12 protein-coding genes and 4 pseudogenes are annotated in these 15,742 nt (G+C 69.5%); 3 read left to right on the top strand and 13 right to left on the bottom strand.

Going from position 1 to position 15,742, the window contains the following annotated elements:
- The 12 genes and pseudogenes from AC1RVW_RS22060 to AC1RVW_RS22005 form a co-directional block, all read right to left on the bottom strand.
- A pseudogene (locus AC1RVW_RS22060) lies at window positions 1–195 on the bottom strand (energy transducer TonB); the annotation flags it as partial.
- Entirely contained in the window at window positions 192–626 is a 435-nt protein-coding gene (locus AC1RVW_RS22055) for an ExbD/TolR family protein (RefSeq protein ID WP_106936979.1), read from the bottom strand. The gene AC1RVW_RS22055 and the pseudogene AC1RVW_RS22060, both read right to left, overlap by 4 nt.
- A 16-nt stretch (window positions 627–642) precedes the next feature.
- Entirely contained in the window at window positions 643–1,071 is a 429-nt protein-coding gene (locus AC1RVW_RS22050) for an ExbD/TolR family protein (protein WP_081267865.1), read from the bottom strand.
- Between the two features lie 37 nt (window positions 1,072–1,108).
- Complete coding sequence (locus tag AC1RVW_RS22045; protein ID WP_493202510.1) at window positions 1,109–1,954, bottom strand: MotA/TolQ/ExbB proton channel family protein; 846 nt, start codon at window positions 1,952–1,954, stop codon at window positions 1,109–1,111.
- 44 nt (window positions 1,955–1,998) lie between these two features.
- Window positions 1,999–3,183, bottom strand: a complete 1,185-nt coding sequence (locus AC1RVW_RS22040) for an alanine racemase (protein WP_493202509.1) — start codon at window positions 3,181–3,183, stop codon at window positions 1,999–2,001.
- Window positions 3,180–3,974, bottom strand: a pseudogene (locus AC1RVW_RS22035) (alpha/beta fold hydrolase); the annotation flags it as partial. The pseudogene AC1RVW_RS22035 and the gene AC1RVW_RS22040, both read right to left, overlap by 4 nt.
- Before the next feature lie 159 nt (window positions 3,975–4,133).
- Window positions 4,134–5,573: pseudogene (locus tag AC1RVW_RS22030) on the bottom strand (M81 family metallopeptidase); the annotation flags it as partial.
- Window positions 5,570–7,240 carry a serine hydrolase domain-containing protein gene (locus AC1RVW_RS22025; RefSeq protein ID WP_493202507.1) on the bottom strand — a complete coding sequence of 557 codons (1,671 nt, stop codon included), beginning with the start codon at window positions 7,238–7,240 and terminating at the stop codon, window positions 5,570–5,572. The pseudogene AC1RVW_RS22030 and the gene AC1RVW_RS22025, both read right to left, overlap by 4 nt.
- A gap of 72 nt (window positions 7,241–7,312) precedes the next feature.
- Window positions 7,313–8,746, bottom strand: coding sequence for an MFS transporter (locus tag AC1RVW_RS22020; RefSeq protein ID WP_493202505.1), 1,434 nt, complete (start codon window positions 8,744–8,746; stop codon window positions 7,313–7,315).
- A gap of 1 nt (window position 8,747) precedes the next feature.
- Window positions 8,748–11,282, bottom strand: coding sequence for a TonB-dependent receptor (locus tag AC1RVW_RS22015; RefSeq protein ID WP_493202503.1), 2,535 nt, complete (start codon window positions 11,280–11,282; stop codon window positions 8,748–8,750).
- Between the two features lie 72 nt (window positions 11,283–11,354).
- Window positions 11,355–12,407 carry a FecR family protein gene (locus AC1RVW_RS22010; RefSeq protein WP_106936986.1) on the bottom strand — a complete coding sequence of 351 codons (1,053 nt, stop codon included), beginning with the start codon at window positions 12,405–12,407 and terminating at the stop codon, window positions 11,355–11,357.
- Window positions 12,404–12,961, bottom strand: coding sequence for an RNA polymerase sigma factor (locus AC1RVW_RS22005; protein WP_234382352.1), 558 nt, complete (start codon window positions 12,959–12,961; stop codon window positions 12,404–12,406). Before AC1RVW_RS22005 ends, AC1RVW_RS22010 begins: the two co-directional genes overlap by 4 nt.
- Window positions 12,962–13,189: 228 nt before the next feature.
- Between AC1RVW_RS22005 and AC1RVW_RS22000 the strand changes: the two genes are divergently transcribed.
- From AC1RVW_RS22000 to AC1RVW_RS21990, 3 genes and pseudogenes are all read left to right on the top strand, one after another.
- Window positions 13,190–13,570: an STN domain-containing protein gene (locus tag AC1RVW_RS22000; protein WP_493202500.1), complete on the top strand. Its 381-nt coding sequence runs from the start codon at window positions 13,190–13,192 to the stop codon at window positions 13,568–13,570.
- A 105-nt stretch (window positions 13,571–13,675) separates the two neighbouring features.
- Entirely contained in the window at window positions 13,676–14,185 is a 510-nt protein-coding gene (msrB, locus tag AC1RVW_RS21995) for a peptide-methionine (R)-S-oxide reductase MsrB (RefSeq protein WP_493202499.1), read from the top strand.
- 43 nt (window positions 14,186–14,228) lie between these two features.
- A pseudogene (locus tag AC1RVW_RS21990) lies at window positions 14,229–15,110 on the top strand (cytochrome c biogenesis CcdA family protein); the annotation flags it as partial.
- On the opposite strand, the gene AC1RVW_RS21985 reads toward AC1RVW_RS21990, so the two are convergent.
- Window positions 14,993–15,739, bottom strand: coding sequence for a hypothetical protein (locus AC1RVW_RS21985; protein ID WP_493202497.1), 747 nt, complete (start codon window positions 15,737–15,739; stop codon window positions 14,993–14,995). The pseudogene AC1RVW_RS21990 and the gene AC1RVW_RS21985 overlap by 118 nt on opposite strands.
- Window positions 15,740–15,742: the final 3 nt, after the last annotated feature.

The following is a 15,742-nucleotide window of genomic DNA, read 5'->3' as shown; positions in this document are numbered from 1 at the left end:
GGGAGGGGGCGGCGGTGGCGGCACCTTCACCTCCGTGATGATGGTCGCGTCCATCGGCTTCTTGATCATCTCGATGGTCTTGCGCGCCAGGCCCGAGACCAGCGCGTAGCCCACCAGCACGTGGAACAGCACCATCACGCCGATGCCCACGGGGCCGAAGCGTGACTTGGGGTCGAAGTCGTTGGCGCGGCTCATGGCACGAACTGCTCCGAGCCCATGATGCCCAGCTTGGTCAGGCCCGACCGCTGGGCCGAGGCCATCACGCCGGCCACCACGTCGTAGCGGGCCTGCTTGTCGGGGCGCAGGTGCACTTCGGGCTGCACCGGTTGCGCTGCGAGCTGTTCGAAGCGCCGCTCGACTTCGGACAGCTCCGCCACGGCCTCGCCGTTCCACAGCACGGTGCTGCGCTCGTCGATGTCCACGCGAAGCACCTCGGGCTTGATGTCGCTGGGCGGCGGGTTGCCGTTGGGCATGTTCAGGTTCACCGCGTGCAGCTGTATCGGGATGGTGATGATGAGCATGATCAGCAGCACCAGCATCACGTCGATCAGCGGCGTGGTGTTGATGTCCATCATGGGCTCGTCGGTGGGGGTGCCGCTGCGGCGCCCCTGTTTTTCTTTTCGCATGGCTGTGTGTGTGTTCTCAGTTGCGCGCGGGCGGCTCGGTGATGAAGCCGACCTTGACGATGCCGGCCGACTGGCACGCGTAGATGATCTTTCCCACCGGCTCGTACACCGAGTGCCAGTCGCCGCGGATGTGCACCTCGGGTTGCGGGTTGAGGGCGGCCACTTTCTTCAGCCGCTCGGCCAGACTGTTCACGTCGCGCACCGGCGTGTCGTACCAGTAGATGCGCCCGGCCGTGTCCACCGACAGCACGATGGTGTCGGGCTTGCTCTCGCGCACCTCGTTGCGCTGCTTCGGCACCTCCACCGGCACCGAGTAATTGACCACCGGGATGGTGATGAGGAAGATGATCAGCAGCACCAGCATCACGTCGACCAGCGGCGTGGTGTTGATGGCCGCGATGGCCTGTTCCTCGTCGCCGCCGCCGGATGGGATGTTCATCGCCATGGTGTGGCTCGCTTCGCGTGCGGTGGTGGCGCGGCGCTCAGGCGGTGGCCCGGCCCGACAGGATCACGGAGTGCAGCTCGCCGCTGAATTCGCGCACGTCGTCCATCACCGTGATGTTGCGGCGCAGGAGCCAGTTGTAGCCCAGCACCGCGGGCACGGCCACGGCCAGGCCGATGGCGGTCATGATGAGCGACTCGCCCACCGGCCCGGCCACCTTGTCGATAGACGCCTGCCCGGCAATGCCGATAGCGGTGAGCGCGTGGTAGATGCCCCAGACGGTGCCGAACAGGCCTACGAAAGGCGCGGTGGAGCCCACGGTGGCCAGCAGCGACATGCCGTTGCTCAGGCGCCGGTTCACGCGTTCGGTGGCGCGGTGGATGCACAGGTCGACGAAGTCTGCGAAGTCGACCTTGCCGCGCAGGCCGTCATGCTTGCGCGTGGCATGCACGCCCGCATCGGCGATGAAGCGGAAGGGGCTGCCCTCGGCGAGCTTGGCGGTGCCGGCCTGCACGCTGCCCTCGTTCCAGAACTCGTTGTCGACTTCCTTGGCCTGCCGGCCCATGCGCATCTGCTCGAGCAGCTTGGTGACGATGACGTACCAGCTGCCCATCGACATGATCGCCAGGATGGCCAGCACGGCCTTGGCCACCAGGTCGCTCTGCGCCCAGAGCGCGCCGATGCCGTAGGGGTTGTCGACCTTGGTGGCCGCTGCTGCCGGCACCGTGGCCGGTGCCGTGGGGGCAGCAGTGGCTGTGGGCGCAACGGCGGGCGAGGGTTCCGGCGCGGCCTGGGCGTTGGCGGCATTCGGCGCGGCGGTCAGGCAGAGCGCCAGGGCGAGCGGAGCGGCCACGGCCATCAGCTTCGCGAAAAAGGTCTTCATCATGTTTGACTCCAAAAAACAAAACGGAGGGCGATGCGGGCGCGCGTTCAGGCCGCACGCCAGCCAAGGGCCTTGCCCCACACGGCGTACACGCTCGCACTGCTGCCGCGCACGACGTGGTAGCGGTCGTAGGGGGCCGCGGTCATGCAGGCGTGATGCGGAAGAATGCGCACGCGGCTGCCGATGGGCAGTGCCTCGAACATGGCCCGCAGGTCGTCTTCGCCATCGCCTTCGGTGGCGATCAGGCCGTGCTCCTGGTGCAGCTCGGCCACGCGCAGGCCGGGCAACGGCGTGGTGCCGTCCGCGCGGCATACCAGCCCGAAGCCCAGGCCGCCGCGGAACTCGGCCGCCGACTCGTCCTTCGACAGCGCGAGCGCGCCGGCGTCGATGAGCACGCGGCGCGAACGCGGGTTGTGGCCGATCACCGTGGCCAGCACCGACAGCGCGATGTCCTCGATGCCGCAGATGCCGCGCGCGGCCTGGTCCAGGTCGAAGAAGGTGTAGACGCCGGGGCGCATTTCGGTGACGCCGTCCAGCCGCTCGGCGCACACCGCGGTCGGCGTGGCGCCCACGCTGACCACATCCACCGTGAAGCCGGCCGCGCGCAGGCACTCGGCGGCACGCACCGCGCCGGCACGCTCGGCTTCGGCAATGGCACGGATCGAATCCAGCCCCTCGGCGTGGTAGCTGTGGCCGGCGTGGGTGAGCACGCCGGCCAGCGTCAGCGATTCGCTGCGTTGCACTTCGGCCGCGATGGCGAGCAGCGCTTCTTCATCACCGGGCGCGACACCGCCGCGGCCTCCGCCGGTGTCGACCTCGATCAGCAGTCCGAAGCTAGCGCCCAGGGCGCGCGCACGCGCGGCCACCGCCCGCACCGCTCCAACGCAGTCCGCGAGCAGGTTCACGCGGGCGCCGTGCATGCGCTGCACGCGATGCAGCGCATCGATCTTGCCGGCGCTGATGCCCACCGCGTAGGTCAGGTCCAGGAAGCCGTAGCGCGCGAAGTAGTCGGCCTCGGCCACGGTGGACACTGTGATGGCGCCGCTGTGCCCGCGTGTGGCCAGGCGCGCCACCTCGGCCGACTTGGAGGTCTTGAGGTGCGGGCGCAGCGCCACGCCGTGGCGCGCCGCGCGCTGCGCCATCGCATCGCAGTTGCGTTCGAGGACGGCGCTGTCGAGCAGCAGCGCCGGCGTGTTCAGCTCGGCCAGCGCCGTATGCGAGAGCTGCGTCATCGGGCGCATCCGAGCTCCGCCATGACCCAGTCGACTTCTTCGGCAATGCGGTTCACGAAAGGCGGCAGCACCACCAGCGTCATGTGCTCGGCGCCTTCCATGCGATGCAGGCGGCTTCGCTTCGACAGCGCCGCATGCGCCTCCTGGTACTCGGGCCAGCGCCGCTGCACTTCGGCGCCTTCCTCGGCGCCCGGCGGCAGCTTCTGCATGACCGTGGCCGACAGCACCGACAGCGGCCGCGTGCCCAGGTCCGGCGACGCACCGGCCTGCCGCGCGACGTGCTGCAGGCCTTCATGTTCCTTCACCATCGTGTCGATGGTTTCGGGCGTGTAGTTCGCGGCCATCTGCCGCAGCACATGGGGCATGTCGGCAAAGATGGCCTGGACCGGCGCAAACTCCGGCGGAGGCAGGCCGCCGGCCTGGAACTCGGCGCGCTTCCTGCGCTCCGGCGCCAACGTTTCCGCCGGCAGGCCCTTGAAAACTTCGAACTGCTCCGGATGGCTGGCGTCGAGCATCACCACGCCGGCCACCTGCTCCGGATACAGGCCGGTGTAGATGCGGTTCAGCAGGCCGCCGAGCGAATGGCCGATCAGCACGATCGGGCCGGTCACGCCGGCCGCGGCCAGCAGCGCATGCAGATGCTGCGCGTTGCGCTTGCCGTCGAAGGGCGCGTCGTCTGCCTCGCTCCAGCCCATGCCGGCGCGGTCGTAGCTGATCACCGGGTACTTGGCCGACAGCGCTTGCTGCAGGCGTGCGTAGACAGGCGAGGCGCAGCCGCCGCCGGCTTCGAGCACCAGCGTGGGATGCGACGCACTGGCCGGCGCGGGGCCGCTGCGCTGCAGGTGCATCTTGCGGCCGTCGACGGTGTACACCTCGCCCGGCGCGGGCATGCCGCGCCCGTCCAACGACGGTGGCAACGCACCGGCGGCGCGCTTCGGCTCTTCCACGCGCGGCCAGTAGTCGAGGTCGCGCACGCGATATGGCAGGTTGGCGAAGTCGGTGCTCAGCGCGGCCGGCGTCGACACGTACAACACCGACTTGGCGATAGGCCCGAACTCCGCATGGAAGTGCTGCGCCGACTTCACCACGACCAGCTTCTTGGCCGCCAGGTCGATGCCCAGGCCCGTGAAGAGGTCGGACCCGATGACCTGGTTGCGCTTGCTGATGAGCACGATGTCCACGCCGTTCGCCGCCTGCACCCACACGCAGGGGCCCATGGGCGTGTGATTGCCCGGCACGAGGCCGCGCTGCGAATGCGCTTCCCGCACGGCCTTGACGGTCACGTGCAGGTCGATCGGGTCGCCCGAGGCCGGGCCGCACTTGCCGCCCAGCCGCAGCTCGAAGCTGGCGCCGACGCCCGCGTCGCGGCACAGCTGCACCGCGCCCAGGTCCCAGACGCCGCCGAAGGCCACGTTGCCGATGCCGCGCTCGATGATCGCGCGCAGCACGAAGGTGCTGTCGCTGGTGGCGCCGCCGCCGGCGTTGTCGGCCGTGTCGGCGATCACCACCGGGCCGCCTTGCGTGGCCATGGCCCGCTCCAGCGTCTCGTCGATGGAGAGCGAAGGCACGCCGGTCTGGTGGCGCAGCTCCCAGAACTCGCGGCCCAGTTCATCGGCCAGCTTGGCGGCCAGCGCGGGGTCGTTGTCCGTCACCACCCACAGCTTGGCGCCGGACTCCGGCACGTCGGCCCAGGGGAAGCCATGGCCCAGCGACACCGACAGCACGCCGGGCAGCTTTTCGCAGGCTTCCATGCGGCGCACGAAGCCGGCCATGGGTTCGCGCGTGGTGTGCCACTTGCCCACCATGCGGCAGTCGTGCACGGCCGTGACCGGCTGCACGCGGCCTTGCGCGGTGTCCACCACGATGCGGACCAGCTCCTGCAGGCGGTCCAGCGCGTCGGTGTGCGGATATTCCTTGTAGCAGATGATCACGTCCGACTCGGTCAGCATCTGCTGCGTGAAGTGGCAGTGCAGGTCGAGCGACACGCCGATGGTCACCTTCGGGCCGACGATGGCGCGCACCCGCGAGATCAGGTCGCCTTCGCAGTCGTCGTAGCCGTCGGCCACCATGGCGCCGTGCAGCACCAGGATCACGCCGTCCACCGGGCCGGCCTTGCGAAGGTCGTCCAGTATCTCGTCGCGCAGGCTTTCGTACACGGGGCGCACGGTGCGGCCCAGCGGCTGCGCGAAGGCCAGCAGGCTCTCGACCAGCTCGTGGCCTTCGGCGGCCAGCTGCTTGCGCACTTCCACCGCGAACATGCCGTAGCCGGATGCGTCGCGCGTGCTGGAGTCGCCGTGGAAGATGCCGTATTCCTCGAAGCTGCCCAGCCCGGTGGGGGCGGAGACGAAGGTGTTGGTTTCGGTGGCGAAGAGGGTGGTGAAGAACTTCATGCGCGTGGCTCCTGGCGTGCGAGTTGGATGTTGCGGGTGCGCAGGGTGCTCAGCCGCAGTCCCGTGACCCGGCCCTCCTTGCGCGCCACGGTGAGGACCGACTTGCCCATCTGACCCAGCACCGGATCGGTCGAGACGAGCGTCATCACGTCGGCCGACAGCGGCGTCAGGGCACAGACGTGCTGGCCGTGGCTGCCGTGCACCGTGAGCAGCAGCCGGCCGCCCGCGAGCGCCACCTGCGCGGTGGCGTCCAGGTCGGCGCTGGTGTAGTCGCCGCACAGCTGTTCGGCCAGCGTGGCGAGGTCGGGCGCGGCCGCTGCAATGCGCTCGAAGCGGCGCGGCTGGCCGCCTTCGTGCAGCACCAGCGTGTCGGGCGCGCGTTGCGGATCGATGTCGCTGGCGTCGAGCACGAGGTCGTTGAGCGGCAGGTCCTGCAGGCCCAGCCACAGCTTGCCTTCGCCCTGGTGCATCGGCCTTGCATCGCCGGCCTGCCATGACATGCACAGCCTGCCCGAGACATCGGAAAAGCCCATCACGCTGCCGGTGGACGGCTCGTGGTAGTTCTGGCCGACGAGCGCGGGGAAGGCGCTGGCCTGCGGACGCACTTCAGGCGGCTGCAGCGCGTCGCCCAGCAGCAGCTCCACCACCTTGAGGGCCAGCGGCGACGGGGCCACCGGGGCGCCGTTCACCATGACGATGATGTCCAGCCCGTGGCTGGGCACGCTGAGCATCTGCGACTGGGCGCCGAGCACCGCGCCCGCGTGGTGGACGATCTCGACCCCGCGATAGGGATGGCGCGCGAGCCCGAAGCCGTAGCTCACCTTCGAGCCCGACGACAGCGTGGTGGGTTCCGACAGCATGGCCCAGCTCTCCGGGCTGCCCACGATCTTCTCGCTGCTGCGCATGTGCGCGAGCCAGCGCAGCATGTCGTCCACCGTCGACACCAGCGAGCCGCCGCCGTCGAGCTCGCACGGGTACAGGCCGCGTTGCCATCCGCCGCGCGGCGACGCGATGTAGAGGCCGGCCAGGCCGGGAACCACGTCGAGATCGGTCGTGACCGATGCGGTGTCGGGCATGCCCAGCGGCCCGAACAGGCGCGCTTTCAGGAAGTCGCCGTAGCTCTGTCCGCTCACGCGCTCGATGATCTTCGCCAGCAGGAAGTAGCCGCCGTTGCTGTAGACCATCTGCGTGCCGGGCTCGAAGTTCAGCTCGCTCTGGCGGACCATCGCGGGCAGCCCCGGGCCGGGCTGCGTGAACGTGAGGCCGTGCGCCATGGCCCACAGCTCGTCATGGGCGCGCCAGCCGCCCGTGTGGGTCATCAGGTGGCGCAGCGTGGGGCCGTTGGCGCTCAGCCGAGGCATCTCGGGCAGGTGCTTGTGCACCGCGTCGTCGATGTCGAGCAGGCCGTCTTCCGCCAGCAGCAGGATGGCCATTGCCGTGAAGTGCTTGCTGGTGGAGGCGATGCGCATGCGCGTGGCCGGCGTGTTGGCCACGCCCATCTCCAGGCTGGCCATGCCGACGGCGCGGCGGTACAGCAGGCGGCCGTTGCGCGCGATGCCGATGACCATTCCGGGCGCGTCGCTGCGGCTGAAAGGCGCCACCAGTGCGTCGATGGCGGCCAGCGCTGCGGCCTCCGCGGCGGCTGGCGAAGTTGTGGTGTCGGGCAATGAAGGCGAGGGTTGTTGGGGCATGGAAGGACGACGAAAGAGGGAGGGAAGAAATAAGAAAGCCGGGCAGGCTCAGGTGGGCCGCGCCGCACGCATCAGGCGCACGAAGGGGCCTTCGGTGGCGCGCAGCACCATGGCGCCCATGACGCCGCCGATCAAGGTCGTGGCGACGATGGCCACCGCCAGCCCGTTGGGCACCGACTTGAGGGCGTCCGACAACATGCCGACCACCAGCGGCCCCACCACGCCGAACGGCAGGCCGGCCACGGAAAGCAGCGCGATGGTGCGGGCGCGCAGGTGCGGCGGCGCCGCGTCCTGCAGCACGTTGGGCAGCAGCACGGCGCCGCTGATGAGCGGCACGACCAGCAGCGCCAGCAGCGTGAAGGCGTCGGTCGCCGAGCGCGTGAACAGCAGCAGCGACGACAGCAGCGCGGCCGTGAGGTTGCCCAGCATGATGATGCGCAGCGCGGCCGCCGGCCCCATGCGGGGCTGCACGTAGCGCATCGCCGCCACGCCCAGCAGGCCGCCGATCACCGTGCCGCACAGAAAGGCGATGCCCATGCCTTGCCCCATCTGCGCCGGGGTGACGCCGTACTGGCGCGCCGCCATGATCGGCAGCCAGGTGCCGATGGAGCTCATGCCGATGCTCGCCAGGCCCGCGCCGATGACCAGGCCGGCGAACGTGCGCCAATGCTGGCGCAGGTGGTCGCGGAAGCTGATGGTGCTGACGGCATCGTCAACATCGTCGGCAGCGGCTTGAACGGCGGCGGGTGCGGCTGCGGGCATGGCGCCAGCCGTCGGAGAAACAGGCTGCGCGCCCCCGCGCCGGGTGCGGCGGATCGACAGCACCAGCAGCGTCACCGGGATGCCGGCGGAGGCCATCACGAAGAAGGTCAGCCGCCATGCCTCCAGCTGCTGCATCGATGCGGGCAGCCAGTGCCGCAGGTCGTCCGTCAGGTGCACCACGGTGCCGCCCAGCAGGGCGCCCAAGGCGCTGCCGAAGATGGCCGAGAGCGCGAACACCGCGTTGGCCAGCACCCGCTGCGCGCGCGGGAACAGGTCGGGGATCATGCTGTTGGTGATGGGCCCGAGGCCGGCTTCGCCCACGCCCAGGCCGATGGAGGCGATGAACAGCACGCCGTAGTCCATGGCGGTGCCGCGCATGGCCGTGGCGGCGCTCCACAGCAGCACGCAGGCGGCCAGCACCACGCGCCTGTCGTAGCGGTCGCTGAGCCAGCCCAGCGGCAGCGTGGCGATGCCGGTGAACAGCACGATGCCCGCGCCCTGCAGCAGCCCCAGCTGCGTGTCGGAGAGCGACAGCGCAATGCGCATCGGCTCCGTCAGCAGCGTGAGGATGACCTTGTCGATCGAGCCCAGCACGGTCGCGATGACCAGCACCGCCAGCGCGTACCAGGCGCTGGCCGGTGCTTTTCGAGCCGTTCCGGGCGCGGCGGCGCTCGCCGCATCCGGCGGCAACGCGGCCGCCAGCGGATTGATGCTCGACATCTCAGAAGGGAACGTTGACGGCCAGGCCGACGGTGCGCGAAGGCGCCAGTGCCGCCTGCACCAGGTTCGGGTTCGCCGCCAGACCGGTGTCGATCGACAGGAAGCCGCGCTTGTTCGTCAGGTTGCGCACATAGGCCGAGAGGCTGAAGCGCTGGAAGTCGATGCCCGCCTGCAGGTCGACCAGCGTGTAGGCCGGCATCTTGATGCTCGGAATGGTCGAGCTGCCGGCGTAGCCCGCGTCGCGCTTGCCGGTGTAGCGCGCGCTGACGCCGAAGTAGGCCGGGTGCTCGGCAATGCTGAAGTTGCGCGTCACGCCCAGCGTGGTCGCGAAGCGCGGGGTCTGGGGCAGGCGGGTGCCCGCCTTGGCGTCCAGGCCCTTGGCGTCTTCGGTGAGGCGCGCGTCGATGAGCGCGGCGTTGGCTGTGAAGCGCCACTCCTTGCTGGGCTTCCAGGCGAGCGTGAGCTCGCCGCCCTTGACGCGGGCGCCGCCGGCGTTGGTGACGAACACGAAGCCGCCGCTCCTGGTGGGCTGCTGCACGTCGCGCCATTCGATGTCGTAGAGCGCGGCTTCCAGCGACAGCTTGCGGTCCAGCAGGTCGGCCTTGTAGCCGAGCTCGTAGCTCCACAGCGAGTCCGACTTGTACATCGGCTGCACGATCCTGCGGTCGGTGTCGGCCTTCAGCACGTTCGGGCCGCCGGGGCGGTAGCCGCTGGCTGCACGGAAGTAGACGTTGCTGGTCTCCGACAGCGTGTACTTGGCCGCGGCGAGGTAGGTGGTGGGGCTTTCCGACGAGGTGCCGCTGGCGTTGGCATCGACCGGCCCGACCAGCGTGCCCGACTGCTTGCTGGCGTAGCGCTGGTTGTTGCGCGCCAGCCGCATGCCGCCGGTGAACGACAGCGCGGGCGTCGCGTTCCAGGTGACGTCGCCATAGAAGGCCTCCTCGCGGTAGCGCGAAGACTGCGTTGACGCGAGGAAGGTCTTGCTGCCCAGCCCGCCGTTGAGGTTCGCGCTGAGGGTGCCGTCGTTGGCGCCGCGTTCGCGGTTCAGGTAGATGCCGGCGAGCCATTCGATGGTGGTGCCGGAGCGCGAGGTCAGGCGGAACTCCTGGCTCACGCGGTGCTGCTCCACGGTGCTGGCCAGCGGCGCCGAGGCGGCCGACAGGCGCAGCGCGGCGAGCGCCGGCGCATAGAGGGCGGTGAGGTCGACGGAGTTGGTGATCTTCACGTCCTGCGCGGAGGTGATCGAGTTCAGGCGCGCCCAGCCGAAGTCGTACTCCACGTCCAGGCCGAACAGCTGCGTCTTGTTGGTGTAGGGCTCGCGGGACGACAGCTGGCGTGTGCGGTCGAGGCCCCACGGGCGAAGGGTGCGCCTGTCGATGTCCTCGAAGCCCAGGCCCTGGCGCTTGACGTCCTGCACGGTGCCCGTCAGGCGCACCGTGAGTTCCCTGGTGGGCGTCAGCAGCACCGAGACCCGGCCGCCGTCGGTATGGCCGCGGTCTATGTTGCGGCCCCTTGCCGGGCCGGACGCGTCATAGCTGCCGCCGAGCTGGTCGGTGAAGGCGGCGAAGCGCACGGCGGCCACGTCTTCCTTCAGCGGCACGTTGAGCACCGCACCGGTCGTGAAGCCCGGGCCGCCGCCCTGCGTCCACGAGGTGCCGAATTTCACCGAGCCCGCGAACTCCATCGTGTCGGGCTGGTTGGTCACGTACTTGAGCACCCCGCTCATGGCGCCGGCACCGTACAGCGTGCCCTGCGGGCCGCGCAGCACCTCGATGTGGTTCAGGTCGAGCATGCCCATGTCCAGCGGCGTGAAGCCGGCGAGCGCGCCGGACGAGCTCAGCCCCGTGGCCACGTCGTCCACATACACGCCGACAGTGGCAATGCCCTGCACCGGGCCGGTGGTCAGCCCGCGCATGGTGAGGATGCCGCCCACGCTGCCGCTGCTCGTCATGTTCACGCCCGGCTGCTCGGCCACGTAGTCGGCGAGGTTCTTGGCGCCGGCGCGCTCCAGCGTCTCGGCCTTCATCACGTTGACCTGCATCGGCACTTCGCGCACCGGCTCGCGGCGGCGCGTGGCCGTGACGGTGACGCTGTCGAGCGACTGGGGCTCGTCGGTGGTCGGCTTCGCCACGACGGGCGCGGCGGTGTAGATCACGATCGCGCCGTCGTCGCCGCGGCGCGTGAGCAGCGGCGTGCCTTCGAGAATGCGCGAGAGCGCCTCCTGCGGTGGCAGCGCGCCCTTCACGCCGCGCGTGACCATGCCCTTCACGTCGTCGACCTTGTAGAGCAGCTGCACGCCGCCCTGCGCGATGTAGGCGTCGAGCGCCGCCTTCAGGTCGCCGGCACCCACGTCGAAGACCTGCTGCGCCTGGATCTGCGGCTGTGCCTGCGCCATCGCGGGCAGCCCTGTCATCAGTGCGCACGTGCCGCCGATGACCCAGTGGCGGATCGCCACCGGAAGGCCCGCCGGCCTGCTTGTTTTCTGCTGCTTCTTCTTCTTGGAGGGCAGGCTTGCGGCTTGCTCGATTCGGGTCATGGGTGTCGGTCTCCAGTGTGGCTTTGTTCGGTATTCACTGAGACGAATGCCCGGTCACATTCCGGTAATAAGCTAGTTTGAAATTCTTGTTTCGTTGCCGCTTTCCTGCACCGAGAGGCCGAAGCCCTGCTTCAGCAGTGCCACGAAGCCGCCCATGTTGTTGGCATCGAAGCTGCCGCCGATGCGGATGCGCGCGAGCGCGGGATCGGCGATCACCAGCTTGCGCGTGTTGTAGCGGTTGAACTGCGCGGCCGCGTCGCCCAGCGAGGTCTGGTCGAACACCAGCTTGCCCTTGCGCCAGCTCAGTTCGTCGTCGATCTGCTTCGGCGCTTTCGAGATCACCAGCACGTTGTTCGCGCTGGCAACGGCCGCCTGGTTGCGCACGAGCACGGTGGGCTCGCCGCTCTTCGCGCTCTTGTCGGTGCCGCGGTCGCTGCTGGCCGATGCGATCTGCACGCGGCCTTCCTCGACCACCACGTTCACCTGCTCGCCGTCGCGCCGCACCACGAAGCGCGTGCCCAGCACGGTGATGCGGCGGTCGCCGGCGATCACCACGAAGGGGTGCGCCTTGTCGTGCGCGATGTCGAAGTAGGCCTCGCCGTCTTCGAGCCACACCTTGCGTCCGTTGGCATTCACGACAGTGCGCAGGTGGGTGGCGGTGTTCAGCGTGAGCACCGAGCCGTCGGGCAGCGAGACCGACTGGCGTGCGCCCACGGCGGTGGCGTAGTGCTCGCTGCGCCAGTCCTGCGTGTACTTCCAGCCCAGCCAGCTGCAGCCGGCGGCCGCGATCAGCATGCTGGCCGCGATGCGCTGGGTTGAAAAGCGCGGCAGTTGAAAGGCGCGGTGCCCACGAGCGCCGGGGCGCGCAGGCGCGGGTGCCGGCAGCGGGATGGGAATGACCCCGGGCGCCGCCGCCGCGGCCGCGGGTGCCGCTGGCGTGCGCAGGGCGCCGAGCCGGTCGGCACGCTCCCAGACGCTGGACAGGCGCAGCCACGCGATGCGGTGCGCGACGGACTCGGCAATCCAGGCGTCGAGCTGCTGCTGGTCGGTGTCGGTCCAGCTGCCGCTGTCGCGGCGCGCCAGCCAGTCGGCGGCTGCGGATTCGATGCGTTCGGCTTCAGTCATGGTGAGAGCTTCTTTTCGTTCTGTGCCCGGCCGAAAGCCTTGGTGTCGAGCTGCACGCCGCTGGAGAGCATGGCGTCCGCCAGCGCGCGCACGCCGCGCGACACCTGCCGCTCGACCGTGTCCTCGGTGATGCCGAGCAATATGGCGACGTCGCGCTGCGGCAGGCCGTCGATCTTGCGCAGCTCCACCACGCGGCGGCACTTGGGCGGCAGGGCGTCGAGCGCCGTCTGCAGCAGCCGCAGCTCGCCGCGGCCCGCGGCATGGCGCTCCGGCGTGAGCTCGTCGGCCGAGAAGTCGAGCGCGTCGAGGTCGGCAATGATTTCGATCGACACGATCTGCGCACGCCGCGCGCGGTCGATCAACAGGTTGCGGGCCGTGGCGAAGACAAAGGGCTTCACCAGTTCGGGCACGGCTTTGGCGGCGGATTCATAGATGCGCACGTAGACATCCTGGCGCAGGTCGGGTACTTCGGCTTCGTCGCGCCAGTTGCGGCGAAGGAAACGCGTGAGCGCCGCCTCCATCGGCAGCACTTCGCTGACGAACCAGTTGTCCAAGTCACTGAGAACCAAAAAAGCGCTCCTGGAAAAATGGCCGGATGGGGATACGGCGCGTCGCCGGGAATGGCGACACACACTGAGACGAACGGCCAGAAGATTTCCGGTAACGCGCGATGCGGCGCGAATTCTAGGAGCACTGAAATGGGGCGCGGCGTTACCGGAAAGCGCGCGCGCGCTCGTCTCATGGGAGTACGAGAAAAAACAGCTCGCTGGAAATACAAAGACATGAATCGAATCGGGAGGCAGAACCCCATCCTTCGCGCTGCAATGGCCAAGCGGCGCATCGCCGTCGGCCTGGGATGCGCACTGATCGGGGGCCTCGCATGGGCCAATGCGCGGGACTTCGACGTCGGCGGCGGCGAACTGCGGCCCGCGCTGGACGTCTACATCGCGCAGTCGGGCGTGCAGCTGATCTACAAGATGGAAGACGTGAAGGGCCTGTCGACGCGCGGCGTCAAGGGCAGGATCGCGCCCGACGCGGCGCTGGAACGCCTGCTGGACGGCACGCGGCTGCGCATACGGCGGGGGCAGGACGGGGCGATGGTGCTCATCGCGCCGGCCCCCACCGCGGCTGCGGCGGCCGGCGCAGCCGAAAAGAAGCAGTGACGGCGTAACTTTCGCGCGGGAGCGACCGAACTACGCTGCATGGGGCGCGGATGCGCATACATGCCGATGCCGCGTATTCAAGGGTCACCACTCCAAGGATCTGCCATGAACCACCACGGACGCCGTTTCGTTCTCAAGGCCGGCTCATCGACGCTCGGCCTGGCGCTTTTCAATGGCCTTGGCTGGAGCGCCGGCCTGGCGCATGCCGCCGAGCCCGGAAAGTTCGCCATCACCCGCACCGATGCCGAGTGGCGCAAGCTGCTCACGCCCAACCAGTACGCCGTGCTGCGCCAGGAAGGCACCGAGCGGCCCTACTCGAGCCCGCTGAACGACGAGCACCGCGAAGGCCGCTTCGCCTGCGCGGGCTGCTCGCTCGAGGCGTTCTCGTCGAAGACCAAGTTCGACAGCAGGACCGGCTGGCCCAGCTTCTGGCAGCCGCTGCCCGATGCCGTCGGCCAGAAGGTCGACACCACCGCCGGCATGACGCGCACCGAGGTGCACTGCGGCCGCTGCGGCGGCCACCTGGGCCATGTGTTCGACGACGGACCCAAGCCGACCGGCCTGCGCTACTGCATGAACGGCGTGGCCATGAAGTTCAACCCGGGCGCTGCCTGATCGCTTGATCGCTCATCGCTTGCTCGCCTGAACGGCCCGCCCCATGCTTCTGTTCGCCGTCGCCTATCTCGGCGGGGTGCTGACCATCCTCAGCCCCTGCATTCTTCCGGTGCTTCCCTTCGTGTTCGCGCGCGGCGACCAGCCTTTTCTCAAGGGCGGCCTGCCGCTGCTGCTCGGCATGGCGCTCACCTTCGCCGGCGTGGCGTCGCTGGCTGCGGTGGGCGGTGGCTGGGCGGTGGAGGCCAACCAGTACGGGCGGATGGCAGCGATCGTGCTGATGGCGCTGTTCGGCGTCACGCTTCTTTTCCCGCAACTGGCGCAGCGGCTCGCTCGGCCGCTGGTGAACTGGGGCGAGCGGCTGTCGGCAACGGCCGGCGGCAACGGCAGCGCGGGGCGAGGCGGGCGCTCGTCCTTCGTCGCATCGGTACTGCTGGGCGTGGCCACGGGGCTGCTGTGGGCGCCTTGCGCCGGGCCGATCCTCGGCCTGGTGCTGACCGGCGCGGCACTGGGCGGTGCGAGCGCGAAGACCTCGCTGCTCCTGCTGGCCTATGCGGCAGGCGCGGCGACTTCACTGGCGTGCGCGCTGCTGGTCGGCGGGCGCCTGTTCAGGGCCATGAAGAAATCGCTGGGCGCGGGCGAATGGATCCGCCGCGGCATCGGCGCGGCGCTGCTGTGCGGCGTGGCGGCCATCGCCCTGGGGCTGGACACAGGCGTGCTCGCGCAACTGTCGGTGTCGGGCACCTCGTCGGTGGAGCAGAGGCTGATCGACAAGGTGCGCCCGAAGAAGCCCGGGTCGCCGGTCGGGTTTCAGCCGGTGCCCACGAGCCACCGGCCTGACGACGGGCAGAGCGCCGCCGGCGCGCCGTTCACCAAGACCTGTTCTTCGTCGAGCCGCGAGGCAGCCGAAGGATCGACGTCGAAGGCGATCTGAAGCGCCTTGCCCACCAGCGCGTCTTCGATCGGCAGCTCCCACGTCAGGAACACCAGCGTGCAATCGCGTTCGGGCGCGAAGTCGGCCGCGTCGAAACCCTTGCTGCCGCCGCGCGGAATCACGGCATGCGGCTGGCCGGTATCGAAGACCACCGCCGTGCCGCGCACCAGCGGAATTCGAACGCCCGCACAGGGAAAGTGCAGGTCGAGACCCTTGTCTTCGCTCATGAAGAGATTGCAGAAGGCGGCGCCGCCGTATTGTGCGCCGTCGTGGTGATACCTCGCGCCGCGGCAAGCCATGAGCGCGACGTCGCTCGCGGCGAGCACGCCGGGCAGTCCGAGCGCCTCCGTCCAGTCCGTCGCGGCCTGCACGCATTGCCTGTAGTCCGGCCAGCGCGTGCGTGCGCGCGCCAGCGGCAATTGCTCGACGTCGCCGGGCTCCAGCGCAAGCTGCGTGGAGATCTCGCGCTCCCAGTCCGCGGTCAGGCGCGTGGGAGGCTTGGGCACGTCGAGCGTGCCCGTCAGCACCAGGTCGCTCACGCCGCGGCTGCGCATGGCGTCGCCGCTGCGGTAGCAGGCAGTCAGGCGGTCTCGTGCGCTGCGTGGTGGCGGGGCGGTGGACATCGG

The organism is Variovorax sp. MPBD4-3 (assembly GCF_058809745.1).
Note: the sequence above shows the minus strand (reverse complement) of the source record. Positions and strands in the feature narration are given on the sequence as shown.